A 21,647-nucleotide genomic window follows, 5' to 3' on the forward strand; every position below is an offset into this window, starting at 1 on the left:
ATACGACGGCTAGCGTGAGAGGATGGATGGTCCGACCGCCCCGGCAGATGGGCGGCACGATGAGGAGAGCCCGACCTTGTTCCGAGCTGCAGCCGCCGACGCCGCCGAGAAACCGAGCCACGTCCGCCACCGGATCATTGCGCTGATCTTCATCATCACGTCGATCAACTATGCCGATCGCGCAACATTCTCGATCGCGGGCAACGCCGCCGCGGGCGAGCTGGGTCTGGGCTCGGTGCAGATGGGCTTCATCCTCTCCGCCTTCGCCTGGGCCTATGTGCTGGCGCAGATTCCCGGCGGCGCGCTGCTCGACCGGTTCGGCACCAAGCGCATTTATGCGGGTGCCATCGCGCTCTGGTCCGTCTTCACCGCGCTGCAGGGCACGGTGGGATTCCTCGTCGGGCTGCCGATCGTCACTACCTTGTTCGCATTACGCTTCCTGGTCGGGCTTGCCGAGGCGCCGTCCTTCCCGGGCAATGCGCGGCTGGTCGCCGCCTGGTTCCCGGGGCCGGAACGCGGCACCGCCTCGGCGATCTTCAATTCCTCGCAGTATTTCGCGCTGGTCGCGTTCGCGCCGCTAATGGGCTTGCTGGTGCACAGCTTCGGCTGGCGATCGGTGTTCTGGGTGATGGGCGCGCTCGGCCTAGTCGCGACCGCGGTGTTCCTGCGCTACATCCACAGCCCGGCGCGGCACCCCGCGATCAACGCCGCCGAACTGGCGCATATCGAGGCGGGGGGTGGCCTGATCCACATGGAGGATCGGGGATCCGGCCCCGCGAAGGCTTCGACCTTCACCTGGGCCAATATCCGCCAGCTCCTCGCCAACCGGATGATGCTCGGCATCTATCTCGGCCAATATTGCATCAATGTGCTGACCTATTTCTTCGTCACCTGGTTCCCGATCTACCTGGTCAAGGAACGCGGCCTCAACATATTGGAGGCCGGCTTCGCCGCCGCCGCGCCGGCGCTGTGCGGCTTCGCGGGCGGGCTCGTGGGCGGCTTCGCGTCGGACTATATCCTCAAGCGCACCGGATCGCTGGATATGGCGCGCAAGGGCCCGCTGGTGTTCGGCATGCTGCTCGCGACCATGATCATCGCCTGCGTGTGGGTGGAGCAGGAATGGCTGGTGGTGACGCTGATGGCGGTAGCTTTCTTCGGCAAGGGCGTCGCCTCGCTCGGCTGGGCGGTGATGGCGGATGTCGCGCCGAAGCAGCTTGCCGGACTTTCTGGCGGCGTTTTCAACATGTTCGGCAATATTGCAGGGATCGTCACGCCGATTGTCGTCGGCTACATCGTCGCGATGACCGGATCGTTCGACCTCGCGCTCGTCTTCGTCGGCGCGCACTGCCTGCTGACCATCTTCGCCTTCCTCGTCATCGTCGGTCCGATCCGCCGGCTGGAACTGAAGTAATGCGGGTCGACAGACGCGGCTTCCTTGCCGGCGCGGTGGCGCTCACCATGCCCGCCCAGGCGCGCGCGGCGACCCAGCGGGTCACCCTCGCGACGAAGATGAAGGCGCCGCGCTGGGCGGTGATGCAGCGCCAGTTGCTCGATGCCAATGCGGCGGCCTGCAGCGCCTTCTATGCCAAATATGTCGACGGGCGCGATCGGCTGCGCGTGTTCGAGCGCTGGGGCGCCAATGACGGGCCGGACGACGCGGCCGAGGCGACCAACGACTGGTTCCTGCTCCACGCGCTGGGCGGCGACGATCGCATCCGCGACCTGGCGAGCCGCTTCTGGGAAGGCCATCTTCAGCAGTTCGCCGCGGCGAAGACGGTGGATGTGCCGATCGCGCGCGATGGCATGTATCACCGCGAATTCCCGGTGCAGATGGATTGGCAGCACAATGCCGAGGGGTTGACCAGCTTCAACGTCATGGGCCTGTCGATGCCCGGGAACGCACGGCTACAGGAGCGCAACCGGCGCTTCGCCGATTTCTACACCGGCCGCGATCCCACCGTCGCCAATTACGATCCTGTCCGGCGGATGATGCGCAGTCTGCTCAACGGCAGCCGCGGACCGATGCTGCGGGAAGCGACGCCGCTCGACTGGGCGGGCGATCCCTTCGATCCCGCGCCCTTCCACATGGAGCATGGTGAGACCAGTTATCAGCAGACGCTGGATCATTATGCCGAATATGGCGACGTGATCGGTGACAATCCGCTGAACCTGCAAGCGACCACGCTGGGCCTCAATGCCTATGCACTGGGTGGCGGCGACCATTATCGCGCCTGGGCGCTCGACTATCTCGGCGCTTGGGCGGAGCGCGCGGCGAAGAACGACGATATCCTGCCCAGCCATGTGCGGCCCGACGGCAGTGTCGGCAAGGATTGGTGGAAGGGCGTCTACGGCTGGGGCTTTTCGCCGAAGGTGCCGCAGACCGGCGAGCGCGAGAATCGCAACCGCGTGCCGCGATCGATCACCGCCTTCATGGGCGCGGTGGTGATGAGCGGCGACATGGGCTTCATCGACCTGTGGCGCCGCCAGACCGCGCGGATCAACGATGCCTCCCGCAGCATCAAGGGCACGCTTTCGGCGCCGACGATGTATGGTGCCAAGGGCTGGTATGGCTGGAAGCCCGGCGCCTACCGCACCAACGGTTTCGAGATCTGGTATATGTCGCAACGCGCCGAAGACCGCGCGGCTGCCGGTGACCATCCCTGGCTGGATTTCCTCGAGGGCCGCAATCCCGCTTATCCCGAAACCGCGCTGGCCGCCGACCTCGCACGCATCGATGCGCGCGTGAAGCTGCGCGAGGAGGACACGACCACGCCCGAGACGCGCCTCGCCGACTGGCCGATCGGAATCAATCCGGCGAGCGTCGCCAGCCTCGTCCAGACGATGACCGGCGGCCTCCACATCGCCCGCCCGCCGTGGTCGAAGAGTTCGCCGCCGCAGGGCGGCGTGCCGCTCCACTGCCGGCTGCGCTATTTCGATCCGGTCTCGCGTCGCGCTGGCGTGCCCGAGGATATTGCGGCGCTGATCCACCGCATCACCGCTGACAGCACCGAGGTGACGTTGGTCAACCTCAACCTCGGCGCAGCCTATCGCCTGGTGATCCGCGGCGGCGCCTATGGCGAGCACCGCATCGATGCGGTGACGGTCGATGGCCGCACGATTTGCGTCGGCGGGCGGGACGTCGATGTGGCGCTCGATCCCGGCTGCGGCGCGCGGCTGGTGCTGAAGATGACGCGCTATGCGTTGTCGCCGACCTTGGCTTTTCCCTGGACGTAGGGGCCGGTCGTTCCATACAGCTCATGCTGAGTGGCGGCTGAGCGAAGCCGAAGGCGCGTATCGAAGCACGCTGGGTAGGGCGTGCTTCGATAGTCTCGACACCCAATCGGCGCCAATCGGAGGAATTGCGCCATTTTCACGGGGATGGCTCAGCGCGGAAGCAACGGGCTGTCGGCTTTTCCCTTTTAACCGCCCGGCTTGATATAGGGCGCCACCGAGAACAGCAGCCGTTCCTCGCGCCGCGGGTCATTTTGGATCCGCACCTGGCGATCGAAGATCATCGTCGGCCGCTGTGTCAGTTCGAATTGCGGCCATGCCGGCAGCGCGCCGCCATTGGGATCGCCGCGCGCCGCCAGCGCAATGAACGCATCGGCCATCTGCCCGGCAAGGCGGCGGGCGTCGGCGCCGTTCCCCGTGCGCGCACCGGGGGCGTCGACATTGTCGAACACCAGCGGGATATCGAGCGAGTGGAAGGCGCCGAAGATGCCGCCGGCTTCCGGGCAGGGGAAATCGAGCTGGTACATCCAGGTCGGCGCGCCGAGCTTCGCGCGCTCCTCGGCCTGGATCAGATGGCCCGGCCACGACCGGCCCGCGGTGGTCGCCGCGAGCAGGATCTGGCCTGGTGTGCGATCGGGGTAGAGCTCGCGATAGCGGCGGATGACATGGTCGGGCGCGAGATCCTTCACCGTCTGGCTGGCGAGGCGCTGCGGCAGGTTTTCCCATGTGGTGTCGCCCGCGCGCAGCATCTTCTCGATCCACAGCGCAGTCTCGTCATGCGTGTTGCCGACGATCAGCGGGATGTGCGCGGCCTCGCGCGGCGCATCGGGCACGAACGGATGGCGCGGCAGCACGCCATGATCGAGCGTGGAGACGAAGCTGATCTCGCCCTTGTTCTCCAGCGGGTCGGTCATCGCCATCGCTTCGACCAGTCGCTCGACCGGCAGCGCCTGCAGCGCCGCGACATCCGCCGCGCCGGCCTTGGCCATCCACGCCCGTGCACGCTCGGTGGCGTGCATCGGCCCGGCGGCGGTGACGTGCTGGCCGCTCATCGTCGCGGCGCTGTGGAACAGCGGCCGGCCCTCCGGCATCGCCATCAAGGTCACCACCTTGGCGCCGCCGCCGGACTGGCCGAAGACCATCACCCGGCCGGGATCGCCACCGAAGCCGGCGATATTGTCGCGCACCCATTGCAGCGCGAGGATGCTGTCGAGATTGCCGACATTGCCCGATTCCGCCGGCCCGCCGAGCTGCGCGAGATAGGCATAGCCGAGCCCTGCCAGCCGGTGGTTGAGCGTGACCACCACCACGTCGCCGCGCCGCACGAGATTGCCGCCATCGTACAGCGGATCGCTGCCCGAGCCGTGCGCGTGGGCGCCGCCGTGCAGGTAGACCATCACCGGCCGCCGCCCCGCGTCCAGCGCCGGCGCCCAGACGTTGAGGAACAGGCAATCTTCCGAGGTCGGCTCGTCGGCGCGGGTCTGGGGAGCGGCGGCGCCATATCGCGTAGCGTCGGCGATGCCCGTCCACGCTTCGGGCGGCACCGCACGGCGGAAACGGCGCGGGCCAGTGTCGGCGCCGTAGCGGACGCCGCGGAAGACCAGAACATCGCGTTCCAAGCTGCCGCGGACCCGGCCGTGGCGGGTGGTGGCGATCGGACTGGTACCGGACGCGCGCGTGGCCGCGACGATCATCGGTGCTGCCGCCATCACCCCCAGCACCGTCCGCCGGTCCACTTTGTCGTTCATGCCGTCTCCGCGCAAAGCTGGCGCATCGCGGGAAGCGCCGGATTGGCGTTGTCCCGCCGCCACGCCATGTGAAGCTCGACCGGCTTTTCCAGTGGAGTCAGGAGCCGGCGGAACTGGACGTCCATCATGTGCAGCCCGGTCGCGCTTTCGGGCACGATCGCCGCCGCCAGCCCGGCATGGACGAGGCCGAGCATCGAATGGATCTGGGTGACGTGCTGGACGTAAAGCGGCGCCACCGCCGCCTCATCGAACAATGCCACCAGCATGTTGTGGAAATAGCTGGCGCCCTGGCGCGAATACATGATCAGCGGCAGCCCATCGAAGTCCGCGGGGTCGAGCGCCGCCTTGGCCTGGCGCGGATCGCCGGGCGGCAGCGCCGCGACCAAGGGCTCGTGCAGCACGCAACTCGTCTCGAACTCATGGCGGTCGATCGGCGGGCGGACGAAGCCGATGTCGATCAGGCCGGTGAGCAGCGCATCGACCTGATCGCCCGAAACCATCTCGCGCAGTTCCAGTTCGATATTGGGGAGCGCCATGCGCGCCTGCGCGACGATGCGCGGCACCACATTATAGCCCGAGACCGCGGTGAAGCCGAGCGCGACGCGGCCGGCATCGCCTTTGGCGACGCGGCGGGCGGGCAATGCGGCGCTGTCCGCCAGCCGCACGATCCGCCGCGCCTCGATCAGGAACACGCCGCCAGCCGGGGTCAGGCTGACCTGCCGGCTGGTGCGTTCGAGCAGTTGCACGTCGAGAATGCGCTCAAGCAACTGGATCTGCCGGCTGAGCGGCGACTGTGTCATGTTGAGGCGCTGCGCCGCGCGGCCGAAATGCAATTCCTCGGCCGCTGCGACGAAGCAACGGAGCTGGCTGAGTTCGAACATCATCGGAGGGTAAGCCGCCCCGCCCGGCGTGTCACGCCGCCGCCGACAGCGCCTGTGGCGAAACGCCCTCGATCAGTGCGCGCAACTCGGCCTCTTCCGCGGCCGACAGGTCGGTGAGCGGTGAACGCACCGGCCCCGCGTCGCGGCCGACGACGCGCATGCCCGCTTTGACGATCGACACCGCATAGCCGCGGCCGCGGTTGCGCAGCGCGATATAGGGCAGCACGAATGCGCGGAGCTGGTCCATCACATAGGTTTGGTCGCCCGCGCGCACCGCCTTGTAGAAGGCCAACGCCCATTCGGGCATGAAGTTGAAGATCGCCGAGGAGTAAGTGGTCACGCCCATCGTCAGATAGGGGGTGGCGAAGGTCTCGGCGGTGGGTAGGCCGCCGATATAGGTCAGCCGATCGCCCATGCGGGCATAGACCCGCGTCATCAGCTCGATGTCGCCGACGCCGTCCTTGAATCCGACGAGGTTGGGGTTGCGCTCGCACAGGCGGGCGAGGGTCTCGTCGTCGATGATGGCGTTGTCGCGATTGTAGACGATCACGCCGAGTCCCGTCGCGCGGCACACCGCCTCGACGTGCGCGGCGAGCCCTTCCTGCTTGGCGCCGACGAGGTAGGGCGGCAGCAGCAGCAGCCCGTCCGCGCCCGCCTTCTCGGCGTCGCGGGCGATGCCGGTGGCGATCGCGGTGCCATAGCCGCAGCCCGAGATCACCGGGATGCGCCCGGCCGTCTCGGCGACCGCGGCGGCGACGACAGTGGCCACTTCCTGCGGGGCCAGCGAGAAGAATTCCCCGGTGCCGCCGGCGGCGAACAGGCCGGTCAGCTCATGTGCGAGCATCCAGCCGCAATGTTCGCGATACGGTGCTTCCAGGAAGCCGCCGTCCGCGTCGAAGTGGGTGACGGGGAAGGACAGCAGACCCTGCCCCAAAAGTCGTGCCATTTCCGAAGGGCCGAAATGACTCATGACCGTAATTCTCCTGTTGGGGATCAGGCGTATGCCCCCTTGCCGCTTACCGAATGACAGATACGGGCCTGGTACCGTGCGGTCCAAACCAAAGGCGCGCACGATCGATGCAAGCCTTGGCTTGATGCCGCCACTCAGGATCGTGTCTCGCCTATATGACTATCGCGCCAAGCTGCGCTCGACCAATCCCATCGAGCGGCTCAACGGCGAGATCGAGCGGCGCACTGAAGCGTCCCGGCTATCCCGGACGAATTCGCTTAGGGGGTTGAGTTCCGCGCGGCCTTCCAGGGACCGCAAGAATATGCCAACCGGACCTACGGTCTTCGACCCGTCGAACCCGTCCACCGCTGCGATCGCGAGACCCGCAACGCGCTTATTCGGCTCATGGAGCAAACCGACGTGGAAGCGCACGTAGAGGAAGCTCTCCCACCGGCGTCAGCGGCGGCACCGGCTTTCGCCTTTGGCGCCTTTCCGGCTTGCCCCATCATCGGAGTGAGCATCGGGGTAGGATCCGCAGACACCGATCACGGGCAGTAGCTCGGCCAGCCACGCGGGAATGCGGTACCCGCACGTCGCAGTCGATAGTGGCAGGTCGGGCACGCTGCGGTCACCGCCAGCCATGACATCGCGGCGACCGCCGCACAGCGGTCGATGCCTGAAATTTTCCTCGGACGGGGATCTGGCGGGGTTCCTTGTTAGCCGATATTCGCACACATGTGCGATATGTGAACGAAATCGCAGGGAGGAAACATGCTGACGTCATTTCTGGCAGCGACGCTTGCCGCCGCCGCGCCGGTTGCGCCCTCGCGACCCGCTGAACTCGCCATGCCGGCGATCCTGCCACTCGAGCGCCGTGCCGAGGCAGAGGATCGCTGGCTGAAACTGCGGCTGGAGCAGGTGTTGCCGGCGCTGATGCGGCGCGACAAGGTGCAGATGTGGGTGCTGGTTGCCGGCGAATATAATGAAGATCCGGTGATGGAGACGATGCTGCCGGCGACCTGGCTGCATGCCCGGCGACGCACCATCCTGGTCTTCTTCGATCCCGGCGACGGCAAGCCGATCGAGAAGCTCGCTTTGGCGCGCTATCCGGTCGGCGACTTCGCGCCGGCATGGAATCCGGACGAGCAGCCGGACCAATGGGCGGAACTCGCGAAGATCATTGCCGCACGCAATCCCTCGACCATCGCTCTTAATCGGTCTGAAGGCTTTCCGCTCGCCGATGGCCTCAGCTCGACCCATTATGAGGCGATCGTTCGTGCGATCGGTCCGGATTATGCCAAGCGGCTCGTCAGCCACGAGCGCTTGGCGCTCGGCTGGCTGGAGACGCGCATCCCGGAGGAGATGGCGACCTATCCGATCATCGCACGCATCTCGCACGCCATCATCGAGGAGGGCTTCTCCGAGCGGGTGATCACGCCGGGCGTGACGACTTCCGACGATGTGGTTTGGTGGTTCCGCAATCGGATCAAGGAACTGAAGCTCGATACCTGGTTCCAGCCAAGTGTCGCCATCCAGCGTGCCGACGGCGGGAAGTTCAGCGTCCAGGAAATGGGCCACCGGGGCGATACGATCATCATGCCCGGCGATATGCTGCACGTCGATTTCGGGATCAGCTATCTGGGTCTCAACACCGATATCCAGCGGCTGGCCTATGTTCTGAAACCCGGCGAGACCCAGGCGCCCCGGGGGTTGCGGGATGGCATGGGGGCGATGAACCGGGTGCGTGCGGCAACGATTGCGGCTTTGAAGCCGGGCCGCAGCGGCAATCAGGTGCTGGCCACCGCCCGGCGCCAGATCGAGGCGGAAAAGATAGACGGGACCATCTACTCGCATCCGATCGGCCATCACGGCCATGGGGCCGGCACATGGATCGGCGCGTGGGAGAGTCAGACGCCGGCGCCGGGCCGCGGCGATTATCGCATCGACCCGAACACGGCCTGGTCGATCGAGCTCAACGCGCAGCGCGACGTCCCGGAGTGGGGCGGCCAAAAAGTCCGCTTCATGCACGAAGAGAACGGATTCCTCGCATCCGACGGCAGCTTTCGGTTTCTCGATGGCGGCCAGGAAGACTTCATCCTCGTGCCACGTCCGTAAGCGCGAAGGGCCCGGCAGATATCCTGCCGGGCTCCGTTCCCTCGACGCGCGCGCCGTGGTCGTCGATTTCAGCGCGCACCGATCAGGTGGAACCGGGTCTGCCGGCCATCGATGTAGCGAACGGTCTTGCCGTCGAAGAAGGCGTCTTCCTCGCTCTTGAAGTCGACGATCTGTCCGTCCCATTCCGGCACCGGCCTGGAAGCCATGAGCTCGATCGACCAGGCGATGTCGGGACGCAGTTTATATTCGCCGGTCGGCACGAAGCTCTGTTCTTCCGAAAGGCCGATCGAACTCCCGGCGCCATGGCCGTGATATCCGATCGGATGCGAATAGATCCGCGGCTTCAGGCCGGCGGCGATCGCCTTGGCGCGCGCGCGATTGAGCACCTCGTTTCCTGTCGCGCCGATGCGGAATTCGCCCGTCACGCTGTCCTGCACCAGATTATTGTCCCGCAGGCCCGCTTTTAGCCCCGCCGGCGCGTCCTGCTCGCCATCACGCAGCACATAGGCCATGTGTTGAGTATCCGTGCTGAAACCGAGATAGTGGATGCCGAAGTCGACCCGCAGCATGTCCCCCTTCTGGATGACGCTGGCCTGCTCGCGCAGCACACCCGGCGTGCCACGGCGCGTCACTTCCACCGACGGATGGAACCAGGATGCGAGTCCGAGATCGGCCACGCGCTGGCGATACCACCAGACGAGATCCTCGTTGGTCGTTACCCCGGGTTTCACGACGGCGGCGGAGAAGCCTTCGCCGATGATGGCATGGGCGACGCGGACGATGTCGGGATAGACTTTCATTTCCTCCGGCGTGCGGGTCTCCAGCCAGCCGATCGCGAGCGGGTAGCCCGGCACGATGCGGCTGCGCATGTCCGGGGTGAGCGCTGCGGTGAGATCTGAATACTGGCTGTGGGTAAGACCGTCGGCGAAGGCGGTGAGCGAGGAGATGTTGACCGCGATCTTCCTGGGGTTGCGATCCGCGATCAGTTCGCGGACGCGCGCGAACTGATCGGGCTGTTTCTCCATGTCCCAGACCGGCTGGTAGAGCGTGCCCATGCCGTGCTTGCTGACCACGAGCCGCTCGATCGGCTTGCCCTCACCAGGATCGAAGAAGATCAGGATCGTCCGCCGCCGCGCACGCAGATTGGTGGCGTTGAGCATCGTCGTGACGACCGGATCTTCCAGATATTCGCGCGCGACGAGCACCCACATGTCTATGCCCTGTTCGCGCATCAGGGCCGGCAACACCGTCTGGAAGCGACGCTCCAGCCAGGCATCCCGTAGCTTTGCCTGGTCGCGCAGCGTCATGATGGCCGGCATGACCGGCGACATCGACTGTTCTTCCTGTGCTGCGGCGGGAACCGCGATCGACATCATGGCCAGCGCCGCGGCGCAGCCGAGCAGGCTCTTCGAACGTGTCATGAGACCCCCTTATCCGAATGGCGTGTCGAGCGACGGCGGCGGCTGGGTGAAGAAATGCGGACCGCCGTCGGTCATGTAGAAGCAATCCTCGATGCGGATGCCGAAGCGACCGGGCAGGTAGAGCCCCGGCTCGTTGGAGAAGCACATGCCGGGGGCAAGCGGGGTCGCTTCGCCGTGCACGAGGTTGACCGGTTCATGGACGTCGAGCCCGATGCCGTGGCCGGTTCGGTGCGAAAGTCCCGGGAGCGTGTAGCGTGGGCCGTAGCCGAGCTTCTCGTAAAAGGCCCGCACCGCATCATCGACGCTGCCGGCCGGCGCGCCGACCTTTGCCGCTTCCATCGCCACTGCCATGCCCTGACGCATCGCCCTGAAGACGCGATGCTGCTCGGCAGTGGCTTCCCCGAAGACGAACGTTCGCGAGATGTCCGCATGATAGCCCTCCACCGTGCAGACGCAGTCCATCAGCACGACGCTGCCGTCGGTGAGCCGCAGCCTTTCCTTCGAACCGTGCGGCAAGGCGCTGCCGGGCCCCACCTGCGCGCTGCTTGAGCCGCGTTGCCCGCCATTGGCCGCGATCTCGCGCAGCATGATGGCGTTGATGTCGTCGCCCGTCATCCCGGCCTGTACTTGCGCGTGCGTGGCGCGGTAGGCCGCGATCATGATGTCGTTGGCGCGCTGCATCAGGGCGATCTCCGCCGGGCTCTTGATCATGCGCAGCGCGTTCACGGGCGCGGCACCCGATACCGTAGCGAGGTCGGGCAACAATCTGCGCACGCCCTCCACGACGAAGAAGCGGGTGGTTTCCTCGATGGCCAGCATGCCGCTGCCGGCCTTATGGGCCAGAAGCCAGTCGGCAATCAGGCGAAACGGGCTTTCATCTTCCTGCCACACCCGGACATCGCCCGGGACATCGAGCATCTCGCGGATCGAGGGCTCCTCGAAGAAGGGCGTCACGACCAGGATGGGGCCGTCGGCGGGTATGACCGCCGCCGTCGTTCGTTCGCTACGCCACCAGTCGATGCCCGTGAAATAAACCAGCGAGGCGCCCGCCTCGACGAGAAGCGCTGCGAGGTTGCGGCGCCGCAACTCCGCCTGCAGCCGCCGCAGTCTGCCCTCGCGTTCGCGGCGGCTGATCGATGTGGCGACGGAGAGGGTGCTCGTGGCTGCACGCGCCGTGGAGGGGAGTGCCGCCATCACGCCGCTCCCGACCGCGCCGCGAAGAAGGTCGCGTCGGGCGACTGCGCCCGTCACGTCCGGCCGCCAAGATCGCGCAGCAGGGCATCCCAGTAATCGAGTTGCTTCAGATAGGCGGCGATCGGCACGCGCTCATCTGTGCCATGTGCCCGGCTGTCCTCGGCGCGCAGCGCAAGTGCGCCGGCGCCGTAGGTCGGAATGCCCGCGTTGCGAAACTCCCGCCCATCGGTCCCGCCCGAAGACATGCTCGGCTTGAGCGTGACCCCCGGATAGGTTGCGTCCATCGCCTTCTGCAGCCGCGCGAAGAGCGGCCGGTTGACCGGCGAAACCGGGCTCGCGACGCCCTGGCCAAGCAGTTTCACCTCGAGCGAGTCGCCGACCAAGTTTGCGAGCCTGGCCTGCACCGCATCGACGGAGGTTCCGGGAAAGATGCGGCAATTGACCGTGGCGGTGGCATTTTGCGCCAGGGCGTTCGGCGCGTTGCCGGCCTGGAGCATGGTCGCGACACAGGTCGTCCAGAGAATATTGGACTGCTGGGGATATTTCTCCGCGATGGCGCGTGCTGCCGCATCGTCCGGATTGGCGAGCAAGGCGGTCAGCGCACCGCCCAGTTCGCCGCCCTGCTCTTCGACCAGGTCGGCGACCATGATCCGCGTGATCTCGTTGAATTCCACGGGAAAGCGAAAGGCCTCGACCGTCTTCAACGCCCCCGCAAGCGCATAGATCGCGTTGTCCGCGCGCGGCGCCGAACTGTGGCCGCCAGGGTTGCGCGCCGAGATCGTGAAATTGGCATAGGTCTTCTCGGCCGCCTGGATGTTGAAGCGGTAGCGCCCGTCCGGGCCCTCGAGGCCGGATCCCGCATCCGAATTCAGCGCGAACTCCGCGCGTGACACCAGCGGATGCTTCGTCAGCGCGCGCGTCGTCATCATGCCGGTTTCCTCGTCTCCCGAAAAAGCGAGCAGCAGATCCCGCTCCGGAACGAAGCCCGCCGCCTTCAGGCGGATGAAGCTTGCGATCAGCGCGGTGACCCCCGCCTTGTTGTCGGTCGAACCGCGGCCATAGATGTAGCCGTCCTTTTCGGTCGGCACATAGGGATCGGTCGCCCAGTTTTCCTTGAGCGCATCGACCACGTCCATGTGGCCGAGGAACGCGATCGGCTTCGTCGCCGGATTCTTCCCGGCGTAGCGCACGACCAGACCGGCGGTCGGCTCCCCGTCTATGTCCACCGGGACCAGCTGGATGTCTTCGGGTCCGAAGCCGGCCTTGCGAAGGCGGGCGGAAAACATCTCGATCAGCGCAGGCACCTGCCCGCGGCCCTTGGCTGACGGCGTCGCGATCGCGTCTTCGAGGATCTCGCGCGCCATCGCGCGATCCGCGTCCGTCACCTCGGCAGCCATCGCCATCGAGCCGGCAGACGAAAGGAGCAAAAGCGCCGCAGCACGGGCACACCAACGCAAAACCATCCAGAACTCCTACAGTATGATGCTGCCGCCGGAGAGGTTCCCCTGTCCCGGCGGCAGGCCATGCGCCTTAGAAGCCGACCGAGGCGCTCAGGAACAGGTAGCGTCCGGTCGCATCGTAGAACTGCGGGTAGCTGTTGCCGTTTCCGCCGTCCTCGATCGCCGCGGTGGTCGTAAGCGGCGGATCCTTGTCGAACAGGTTGTTGACGCCGACGCGGAATACCAGGTCCTTGCGCACCTCGTACGACGCCGCGAGATCGAAGTAGCTGCGTGCGCCGAGCTTGCGGTTCACCTCGGAGAAGCTGCCGGTGAGCGCCGGCTGATCGCTGGTCTGCGCGATCTTGACGGAGGAAACATAGCGCCAGGTGGGCGTCACGCTGAAGCTGCGCGTCGGCGACCAGGTCGCCATCAGCTTGTGGCGCCATTCCGGACGCGGACGGCCGCACAGGCCGGCATAGAGACCGGCGCACTCGTAGATGTCGCTGTCCGGCGAGTTGGGAAGCGGAACGGTGCGGTAGGAGTCGAGGTAGGTGCCGACGAGGTTGAAGTTCAGCCGTCCACCGCCGATTCCCAGGTCGTCGAGGTTCATCCGGTAATCGACCACCACGTCGACGCCCTTGGTCTGCAGCGAGCCCGTGTTGACGTTGAATCGGCGGAAGTAGCCGTTTTCACTCTGCCACAGAGATCCCGAGCCGCTGCGCTGGATGAGGCCGCAGAAATAGGGATCGCCGCTGGACAGGCAGTTTGCGATCGAAAGGTTCGGATTGACGCTTCCGACGAGATCTTCGACCTTTATGTCGAAATAATCGAGCGAGATGGTGAGCCCCGGCACGAACCGCGGCTCGAACACGGCACCGAGCGACAGCGTCTTGGCGGTTTCAGGCTGGAGATCCTGGTTGCCGCCGATCAGCGAATTGAACTGGCCGGCGGGATTGTCGACGATGTTGCCATATTGCGCGGCGGTGACGCCGGTGCGTGCGCATTGCTCCGCGGTGGCGATCGGCGTGGGCCCCGAGCAGGGATCGTAGGAACCATTGGCATTCTCGGTCAGCTCGACCTCGAACAACTGCTGGCTGGAGAAGAGCTCGATGACGTTGGGCGCTCGCACCGCGCGCTGATAGGAACCGCGCAGACGGAAGTCACGGATCGGTGACCAGTTCATCCCCAGCTTGAAGGTGTCGGTCTTGAAGCCGGTGTCATAATCCGAATAGCGATAGGCACCCTCGAACGACAGGCTGTAGAGTCCCGGCAGATTCTCGGCGAGCGGTATCACGACTTCGCCGAAGAACTCCTTGGCAACGACCGAGCCGCTGATCGGAAGTTCGGGGCTGGCGGCTGCCTGATAGATCTCATCCGGCAGATAATCGACCGAATTCTTGCGGAATTCATATCCGAAGGCGACGGCGACACCGCTGCTCGCGAATGGCGACTGGATCCCCCACTCGCCGAGATTGCCGTCGATCGCGGCGACGACGTTGACGAGGTTGGTGTCGCCGGTGATTCCTTTGAATTCGGCCACATAGTCGACGGCTTCGGCGCTCGCCTGCGGACCGAAATAATCGAGCGGTGCGCAGCCGGCGTCGTTGTTGTTCGGGTTGGCGTCGGCATTGATCGCGCAGACGATCTGGCCGGCCGAATTGCGCACGGCGTTGAAGGCGTTCGCCGTGCGCTGGCGGTTGGCGTCGCCGAAGAAACGGCTGCGATAGCTCACCTTCGAATAGATGCCGTAGACGTCATAGCGGAACGGCCCGGCGATCTCGCCGCGGGCGCCGAGCACGATGCGATAGCTCTGGTGCTGGATGTCGTCCTGGCGATTGCCGCCTTCGACGTTGCGGCGTGCGACCAGCACGCCCTCCGCGACCGAAGCAGGCCCGACATAATTGCCCGCAGTATCGTAGATGCTGGCGGTAGAGAGGCCGCGGCTGGTGCACAGATAGCTGGCCTGCTGCGCGCTCAGGAACGGGTTGTCGCAGTTGATACCGCTGATGCTGCCCGCGCCGACGGTGATGCCGGCGCTGTTGGTGCCCGGTGCGATCTGGGCGACCGAGCGATCCTCCATGAACGACATTTCCACATAGGGCGTGAAATTCTCGTTGACCTCGTAATGAGCCATCGCGCCCAAAGCATAGCGCTCGTCGGGCCGCTGGTAGTAGTTATAGGGTGCAAAATTGTAGGTCAGCGAGCCCGGCACGAACTGGCCGTCGGCCGTCGCGCGGAACGATGTCGGCAACCCGGGAATGCCGCCGGCGTTGGTGAAATTGGCCGGTGCATTGGTCGGTGAGCCGCTGCACGAGAATTCGCTGCCGTTGGGGCCGGTCGCACCCAGCGCGCAGGCGCTGTAATCATAGTCGGCCTGGAGGATGGCGTTGACCTTGCGATAGGTCGCATAGGCCGTGACATTGCCCCGATTGTCGCCGATATTGCCGCCGGCAACCGCAGAGACCTCGGTCGTGAAACCGTTCCAAACGCTCTTGTCGGGCTTAAGATAGCCACCGGGGACGCGTTCGTTGTTGGTGTCGAGAAGATCGCGCAGTTCGTCGCGATCATTGTCATGCTGGAATCCGGCGACGCTGCCGGTGAAGCGGATACCGCTGAAATTATCCATCAGCTTGAAGTTGACGACGCCGGCGATCGCATCCGAGCCGTAGACCGCCGATGCGCCCCCGGTCAGGACCTCGACCGACTGGATCAGCGGCGTCGGCACCTGGTTTATGTCCGAAGGGATGTTCTTCGGGGAGCCGTAGGGCAAGCGCCGGCCGTTCACGAGCACCAGCGTGCGCGAGGGGCTGAGGCCGCGGAGATCGACCTGAGCCGTACCGGTCGCCTCGTTCGAATTGGCTGCGCCCTGCGCCGCGAAAACCTGCGGCAACTGGTTCACGAGGTCTTCCGTGCGGACGGTGCCGCGGACCGCGAACTCTTCCGATGACACGGTGGTCACCGGGCTGACGCTTTCCAGGTTTGGCGAACGGATACGCGAACCGGTGACGACGATCTCGCCGGTGTCATCGGCAGCGGCCGAAGCGTCCGCGGTGCTGTCCTGAGCATGTCCCGGCGATGCGGCGCTTGCGAGCAGTACGGCGGAGCACAGCAAGGCTGTGCGCACTCTTGTCCTGTTGACCATTGATCTAGCTCCCTGTTTGCCTGTCGCGGCGCCGAATTTCGGTCGCCGTTCACGTCCCCCGGCGGTGGATGATTATTTGTATCGCCAGCTCTTCAGATCGGCGCCCTTGGGTGCCGCGGCTTCGATGCGCTTCAGGATCTTCGGCACGTACATGCTGTTGTAACGCAACCGCGAGATCGAGTTCGGCAAGGAAGGATCGCCGTTCCAGCAATGTTCGGCGCGATCTCCGTACGTAATCTCGCCGCCATAGGCCGGTTGCGCCTTCTTCAGGAAATCCTCCATCAGATAGACGGCGTTGTTCAGATAGAAATTGTCCATGTCGCCGACGTAGATATGGATCTTGCCCTGCAGTTTTGGGGCGAGCTTCTGCCAGTCGCGCTCGAGAATGTGCCGCAGATCATAATTTTCACGCCAATGTGCCGCCACCGCAGGATCGATGACGCCGGTCGCCTTGTCCCAGATCCGCTGCGGATAGCCGTCCGCCCCCATCGGCGAATAGACCGCTTCCCAAATGTCCCACTGGCCGCCGGACCGCGTCTTGTCGCCGAGGACGAGTTCGAGCCGGTTCTCGTCTTCGATGGTCAGCGAGACATGGCCGAGATAGTCGCGCTTGCCGGGTTTCGCGACGCGGCCGAAGGCGCCCTCGCGCCAATACGCGTTCTTGTCGTCATAGATATTGGTGACCATGACCTGCCGAAAGTCGATGGGATCGGGGCAGGCCGCAAATGCGCCGTTATACTGGTCGGGATAGAAGACCTGGACAGCCAGTGCCTCCCAGCCACCCGTCGATCCTCCATAAAGAAAGCGCGACCATCCCTCGCCGATCCCGCGGAACTGTTTCTCCAGCGCAGGGATGAAGTCATAGGTTATGGCGTCGCCATAGGGTCCGATATTCGCCGAGTTCACCGCGTAGCTGTCATCATAATAGGGATTCGAGTGATCGATCTCGACGATCAGCATGCGCGGGAAGTCGGGTGAGACCCATTGCTTGTAGAAGTCATACGCTTCCTGTTGCTCGGTCCGGTTATAGCAGGGTTCGTTGCTGAACCGCTTGCTCGGCTCGCACTTGATGTCTGCGTCGGGCGGCGTGGTCCGGAAGCCACCGAAATCATCTGGAAAGTGACCATGGAACACGGCCAGCGGATACCGCGCCTCCGGGTGCTTGTCGAAATCCTTGGGAACCAGCACATGGCCGCGGATATATACGTCTCGTCCCCAGAATTTCGAAAGGCGATCCGACTTGAACTTGAAATGGCGGACGAACTCAGTGTCCTTCGGTTCCTCGATCGGGGAGAGAACATCCGTCAACGCCAGCTTGATTTCGCCTGCGCGTTTGGGGTCGAAGTCGACCTTTATCGGCTTGCTGATGAGGTTGCCGGGTTCCTTGCGCCAGTTCTGGCCCGCGCCGCGCGCTGCGGGCAGTTTTACCACCTTGCCGTTGCCCAGTCTGAAGCTGTCATATTTGTGAAGAACGGCCTGGACGGTGTAGGTGCCGGCCGGGACGTCGGTAAGCTTGCGTCCGGGATATCCCGGTACGCTCGTGCCGATCGTGCGGGCCTGCCCCTTGCGAAAATCGGTAACCGGGAGGCCGAAGACCTGAGCACCATCATAGCTCGCCTCCACCTGGAAGCGCGGCTCGCGCGTGTCGTCGGACGCGATGATCAGGATCAGCCGTCCCTCATAGCCGGAATCTTCTGCGGCAGGCGCCGATAGCTCGACCCGGAACTGCTCAGCGTGAACCGCGTGGGTGCCAATCGCCGACGCCACAAACGCGGCGCAGACGGCAAACGTCTTTCGCATGTCCATCCCCTTGTCCGGCGAGCGCCCCGCTTCGCCGCAGGCCAAAGGTGCATCCGATAAAGCGTGAATGTCAACGCAATTGTGACCGCATAGCGAACGGGCGTTGCGATAGCGAACATAGTTCCGCATGACTGGACGAGGGTGACGAGCGCGCTACGATGAGCTTTTTGGATTGTGTTTCAAAATATGTCTACTTCGAGCCCGTCTGATGGACGGCCGGTGCCGCCGAGGAGAGGGGTAAAAATGTCTGATGGTCCGCGTGCGCCGCGCTCGGCTGGAGATGAGGAGGCCCCCGAACTCGAACAGGAGGATGGCGACCGCGATTATGTCGCGTCCCTGGCCCGGGGGCTGGAGGTGATCTGCGCGTTCACGCGCGACACACCGTCGATGACGCTCAGCGACGTGGCGAAGGTGACCGGGATGTCGCGCGCGACGACGCGGCGGCTCCTCCTCACGTTGGTGCGGGAAGGCTATGCGGAGAAGCGCGACCGCTACTTCTCGTTACGGCCCAAGGTCCTGCAACTCGGCTACTCGGCTCTGTCCTCGGTCGGCATTCTCGACATCGTGCAGCCTGTCATGAATGCGCTATCGCAGCGGACGCAGGAATCGATCTACACGGCGGTGCTGACCGGAGACGATGTGACGTATCTGGCACGCTCCACGCCGGATCGCGTGATTTCGGTCAGCATCAACATCGGCAACCGGCTTCCTGCCTACGCCGTCTCGACGGGACGGGTACTGCTTGCCGGCGAAAGCGACGAGGCGCTGGCGCGCTACTATGACCGCGTCAAGATCGAGCGGCACACGGTGAACACGGTGGGCTCGAAGAAGCAACTGCGCGCAATCGTCGATGAGACCCGCCGCCTGGGCTATTCGCTCGTCGATGAAGAACTGGAGGTCGGCGTTCGCTCGCTCTCCGTGCCGATCTACGACGCGGCCGGGCAGGTCGTGGCGGCCCTCAACGCGTGCTGCCCTTCGATGCGCTTCGCCGTGGATGACATGCGCGAAAAACTGGTTCCCGAGCTGCGCGCAGCCGCGGCGAGCATAAACGAGCGCTTCCAGCAGAAGTAGATGCTCGGAACCCGCGCGCGGACGGTTTTGGCGATGGTCGATGAAGACGCCATAGTCGCGAGCCGCAGTTCTGTGGATCACAGCGTCAACGAGGCGCCGGTCGGCGTTGTCGGACTTGCGCCCATGAGCTGGTGTCGGCGCTGATCTGCGGCAGGTGTCAACGGCGGAGCAAAACCCGGCCAGCGGGGCGGAGTAAAAGCAGGCCAGCGGTCGAGGCGTGATGACGATATGGAAAGGGCCCCGATCGGGGCCCTTTCCATATCGTCGCGACCGTTTTCTCCCGGCTATGGCGACGGGATCTCGCCGGTGTTCGGGTCGGCCGACACGGTGGCCTGGTTTTGCTCCGCCCTTCTGGCTGATCGCCGGCCGGCGGACTGTTTGAGGCGGTAGCTGTCGCCGTTCATGGTGAGGATGGAGACGTGGTGGGTGAGCCGGTCGAGCAGCGCGCCGGTAAGCCGTTCTGAGGCGAGGACCTGGGTCCAGTCCTCGAACGGCAAGTTCGACGTGATGATGGTCGAGCCGCGCTCGTAGCGCTGCGACAGCACCTCGAAGAGAAGTTCGGCGCCAGTCGCCGACAGCGGCACATAGCCGAGCTCGTCGACGATGAGCAGCTTCACGGCCGCCAGTTCCCGCTGGAGCTTGAGCAGGCGCCGCTCGTCGCGCGCCTCCATCAGCTGGTTGACCAGCGAAGCGGCGGTCGCGAAGGCGACGGTGAATCCCTTCTGGCAAGCAGCCAGGCCGAGCGCGAGAGCGACGTGCGTCTTGCCCGTGCCGCTGTTGCCCAGCGCAATGACGTTCTCCCGCCGAAGGATATACTCCGAGCGAGCGAGCTCGAGCACCAGCATCTTGTTGAGGCTGGGGATGGCTGTGAAGTCGAAGGTGTCGAGACTCTTCACCGCCGGGAAGCGGGCGGCGCGGATCCGCCGCTCGACCGTGCGCCGCTCCCTGTCGATGAGCTCAAGCTCGATGAGGCGCAGCAGGTAGCGTGGGTGGTCGACACCGTCGCGAGCGCATTCGCGCGCGACCTTCTCATATTCGCGCAGCACGGTCGGCAGCTTGAGCTGCTTGAGGTGGTGGGCGAGCAGCACCTGGGGTGTCCCGCCGGTCGTGCCGGTCGGCATCTTGTCGCCGGTCATGCCGCCAGCACCCCATAGTCCGCCGCCCGTGTCGTCTTCACGTCCGTCCGGGGCAGGTGCGGATAGGCGGCCAGATCGAGACGGGGCGGTCGCCGTTCGATACGCGCCAGCGCGATGAGCTTCACCGCGTCGAAGCCGATGGCGCCGAGCTGCACGGCCTGCGTCACCGCGTCGGTGACGACGGCGAGCGGCAGGGCTTCGAGCAGCCGCAGCACCTGGATGAACTCGCGCTTCCCCTTGGTGCCCATACGAGCTTCCAGAAGGTGGCGCAGATGCTGGAAGATCTCGGGCAGATCCCAGCCCTGCAAGGCGGCCGCCTGGTCGAGCGCGCCGGGCTTCTGCTCGATGAGCGCGAGATAATGCAGCGGGTTGGCGACGAATGCGCCCTCGCCATAGCTGCGCGGATGCCGGGCGATCTCCTCGCCGGCGATGCTGATGACCACCTCGTCGACGAACCCCTTCACCAGGACGTCGCGGAAGCCATAGACGGTTGGCACCGAATAGTCGTTGGTCCGATAGCGCACCAGCGCGGTCGACGATACGCGCGCCGACCGCTTCTCGCACGGCTCCAACGGCACCGCCGGCAAGGCCCGGAAGGCCTGCCGGTCGGCGACGAGGCGCTCGGCGATGGTGTCGGCATGGCGCCCGGCATGCCCGTTCTGTCGAGCCAGGCAATCCTTCGCCAGGCGCTCGTTCAACTCGTCGAAGCTGCGCGCTACCGGAATGGGCACCATGAACATCGCGCGGGCGTGCTTCACCAGCGCTTCGACCTTCCCCTTGTCGTTGCCCTTGCCGGGACGACCGAAGCGGTCGGCAAACAAATAGTGGCTGACCAGCTCGGTGAAGGCCCGCGTGCGCTCGCGCTTGCCGTCGCCGCAGATCCTCGCCACCGCGATCTTCAGATTGTCGTAGAGGATGGACAGCGGCACGCCGCCGAAAAAGGCGAAGGCCGAAACATGACCGTCGAGGAACGCCTCGGTCGTCTCGCGCGGATAGGCCTTCACGAAACACGCATCTGAGTGCGGCAGGTCCATGCAGAAATAATGGACCTTCTGCCGCATGCCGCCGATCTCTGCCCACGCCTCGCCGAAGTCGACCTGGGCATGGCCCGGCGGGTGTGCCAGCGGCACGAACGTCTCGCGGCTGCGTGCGCGGCTCTGCCGGACATAGTCCTTCACCACCGTGTAGCCGCCGCCATAGCCATGCTCGTCGCGCAGCCGCTCGAAGATCCGCTTGGCGGTGTGCTGCTGCTTGGCCGGCGACAGGCGATCCTCGCGCAGGATAGCGTCGATGACCGGCAACAGCGGACCTAGCTTCGGCTTCTCCGGCGGCTTCGTGCGCCGGTAGCCCGGCGGCAGCGAGAACGCGCACATCTTCGCCACCGTGTCCCGGCTCAGACCGAACGCCTTCGCCGCCTCCCGGCGGCTGTGACCTTCCACGAACACAAAACGCCGAACGGCCGCGTAACTCTCCAAGGCAAACATCCCCGCCGCCCCAAAACGAGCAGCTTACCACTGGCA

General features: G+C 65.2%; 14 protein-coding genes. 4 read left to right on the forward strand and 10 right to left on the reverse strand.

Features of this window, described 5'->3' with window-relative positions:
- Positions 1-76: 76 nt before the first annotated feature.
- Together NX02_RS19225 and NX02_RS19230 are read left to right on the forward strand one after the other, a co-directional pair.
- Complete coding sequence (locus NX02_RS19225) at positions 77-1,411, forward strand: MFS transporter (RefSeq protein WP_039997828.1); 1,335 nt, start codon at positions 77-79, stop codon at positions 1,409-1,411.
- Positions 1,411-3,234: a DUF8034 domain-containing protein gene (locus tag NX02_RS19230; protein WP_025293819.1), complete on the forward strand. Its 1,824-nt coding sequence runs from the start codon at positions 1,411-1,413 to the stop codon at positions 3,232-3,234. Before NX02_RS19225 ends, NX02_RS19230 begins: the two co-directional genes overlap by 1 nt.
- Before the next feature lie 185 nt (positions 3,235-3,419).
- On the opposite strand, the gene NX02_RS19235 is transcribed toward NX02_RS19230, so the two are convergent.
- Genes NX02_RS19235 through kdgD form a run of 3 tightly spaced genes read right to left on the reverse strand, consistent with a single transcriptional unit; the run spans position 3,420 to position 6,830 of the window.
- Positions 3,420-4,979 (reverse strand): carboxylesterase/lipase family protein, encoded by a 1,560-nt coding sequence (locus tag NX02_RS19235; protein WP_025293820.1) that lies wholly within the window; start codon positions 4,977-4,979, stop codon positions 3,420-3,422.
- On the reverse strand, positions 4,976-5,863 hold the full coding sequence (locus NX02_RS19240) for a LysR family transcriptional regulator (RefSeq protein ID WP_084717951.1): 888 nt from the start codon (positions 5,861-5,863) through the stop codon (positions 4,976-4,978). Before NX02_RS19240 ends, NX02_RS19235 begins: the two co-directional genes overlap by 4 nt.
- Positions 5,864-5,891: 28 nt before the next feature.
- Positions 5,892-6,830, reverse strand: coding sequence for a 5-dehydro-4-deoxyglucarate dehydratase (kdgD, locus tag NX02_RS19245; protein ID WP_025293822.1), 939 nt, complete (start codon positions 6,828-6,830; stop codon positions 5,892-5,894).
- Between the two features lie 975 nt (positions 6,831-7,805).
- On the opposite strand from kdgD, the gene NX02_RS19250 reads away from it, so the two are divergent.
- A complete protein-coding gene (locus NX02_RS19250; protein ID WP_245648650.1) occupies positions 7,806-8,924 on the forward strand; it encodes a M24 family metallopeptidase in 1,119 nt (372 codons plus the stop codon).
- Between the two features lie 68 nt (positions 8,925-8,992).
- Here NX02_RS19250 and NX02_RS19255 read toward each other — a convergent pair whose 3' ends face one another.
- From NX02_RS19255 to NX02_RS19275, 5 genes are all read right to left on the reverse strand, one after another.
- Complete coding sequence (locus NX02_RS19255; RefSeq protein ID WP_025293824.1) at positions 8,993-10,345, reverse strand: M24 family metallopeptidase; 1,353 nt, start codon at positions 10,343-10,345, stop codon at positions 8,993-8,995.
- Positions 10,346-10,354: 9 nt separating this feature from the next.
- Positions 10,355-11,539: a M24 family metallopeptidase gene (locus NX02_RS19260; protein WP_025293825.1), complete on the reverse strand. Its 1,185-nt coding sequence runs from the start codon at positions 11,537-11,539 to the stop codon at positions 10,355-10,357.
- 53 nt (positions 11,540-11,592) lie between these two features.
- Positions 11,593-13,002, reverse strand: coding sequence for a M20/M25/M40 family metallo-hydrolase (locus tag NX02_RS19265; RefSeq protein ID WP_039996692.1), 1,410 nt, complete (start codon positions 13,000-13,002; stop codon positions 11,593-11,595).
- 67 nt (positions 13,003-13,069) lie between these two features.
- Positions 13,070-16,102, reverse strand: a complete 3,033-nt coding sequence (locus tag NX02_RS19270) for a TonB-dependent receptor domain-containing protein (RefSeq protein WP_162232707.1) — start codon at positions 16,100-16,102, stop codon at positions 13,070-13,072.
- A 90-nt stretch (positions 16,103-16,192) separates the two neighbouring features.
- Positions 16,193-17,920 (reverse strand): alpha/beta hydrolase, encoded by a 1,728-nt coding sequence (locus NX02_RS19275; RefSeq protein WP_158014101.1) that lies wholly within the window; start codon positions 17,918-17,920, stop codon positions 16,193-16,195.
- A 243-nt stretch (positions 17,921-18,163) separates the two neighbouring features.
- Here NX02_RS19275 and NX02_RS19280 point away from each other — a divergent pair, with 243 nt between their 5' ends.
- A complete protein-coding gene (locus NX02_RS19280; protein ID WP_025293829.1) occupies positions 18,164-18,991 on the forward strand; it encodes an IclR family transcriptional regulator domain-containing protein in 828 nt (275 codons plus the stop codon).
- A 284-nt stretch (positions 18,992-19,275) separates the two neighbouring features.
- On the opposite strand, the gene istB is transcribed toward NX02_RS19280, so the two are convergent.
- Both istB and istA read right to left on the reverse strand, forming a co-directional pair.
- Entirely contained in the window at positions 19,276-20,127 is an 852-nt protein-coding gene (istB, locus tag NX02_RS19285) for an IS21-like element helper ATPase IstB (RefSeq protein WP_425424012.1), read from the reverse strand.
- A complete protein-coding gene (istA, locus tag NX02_RS19290) occupies positions 20,124-21,611 on the reverse strand; it encodes an IS21 family transposase (protein WP_039996352.1) in 1,488 nt (495 codons plus the stop codon). Before istA ends, istB begins: the two co-directional genes overlap by 4 nt.
- Positions 21,612-21,647: the final 36 nt, after the last annotated feature.

Source organism: Sphingomonas sanxanigenens DSM 19645 = NX02, assembly GCF_000512205.2.
Taxonomy (GTDB): domain Bacteria; phylum Pseudomonadota; class Alphaproteobacteria; order Sphingomonadales; family Sphingomonadaceae; genus Sphingomonas_D; species Sphingomonas_D sanxanigenens.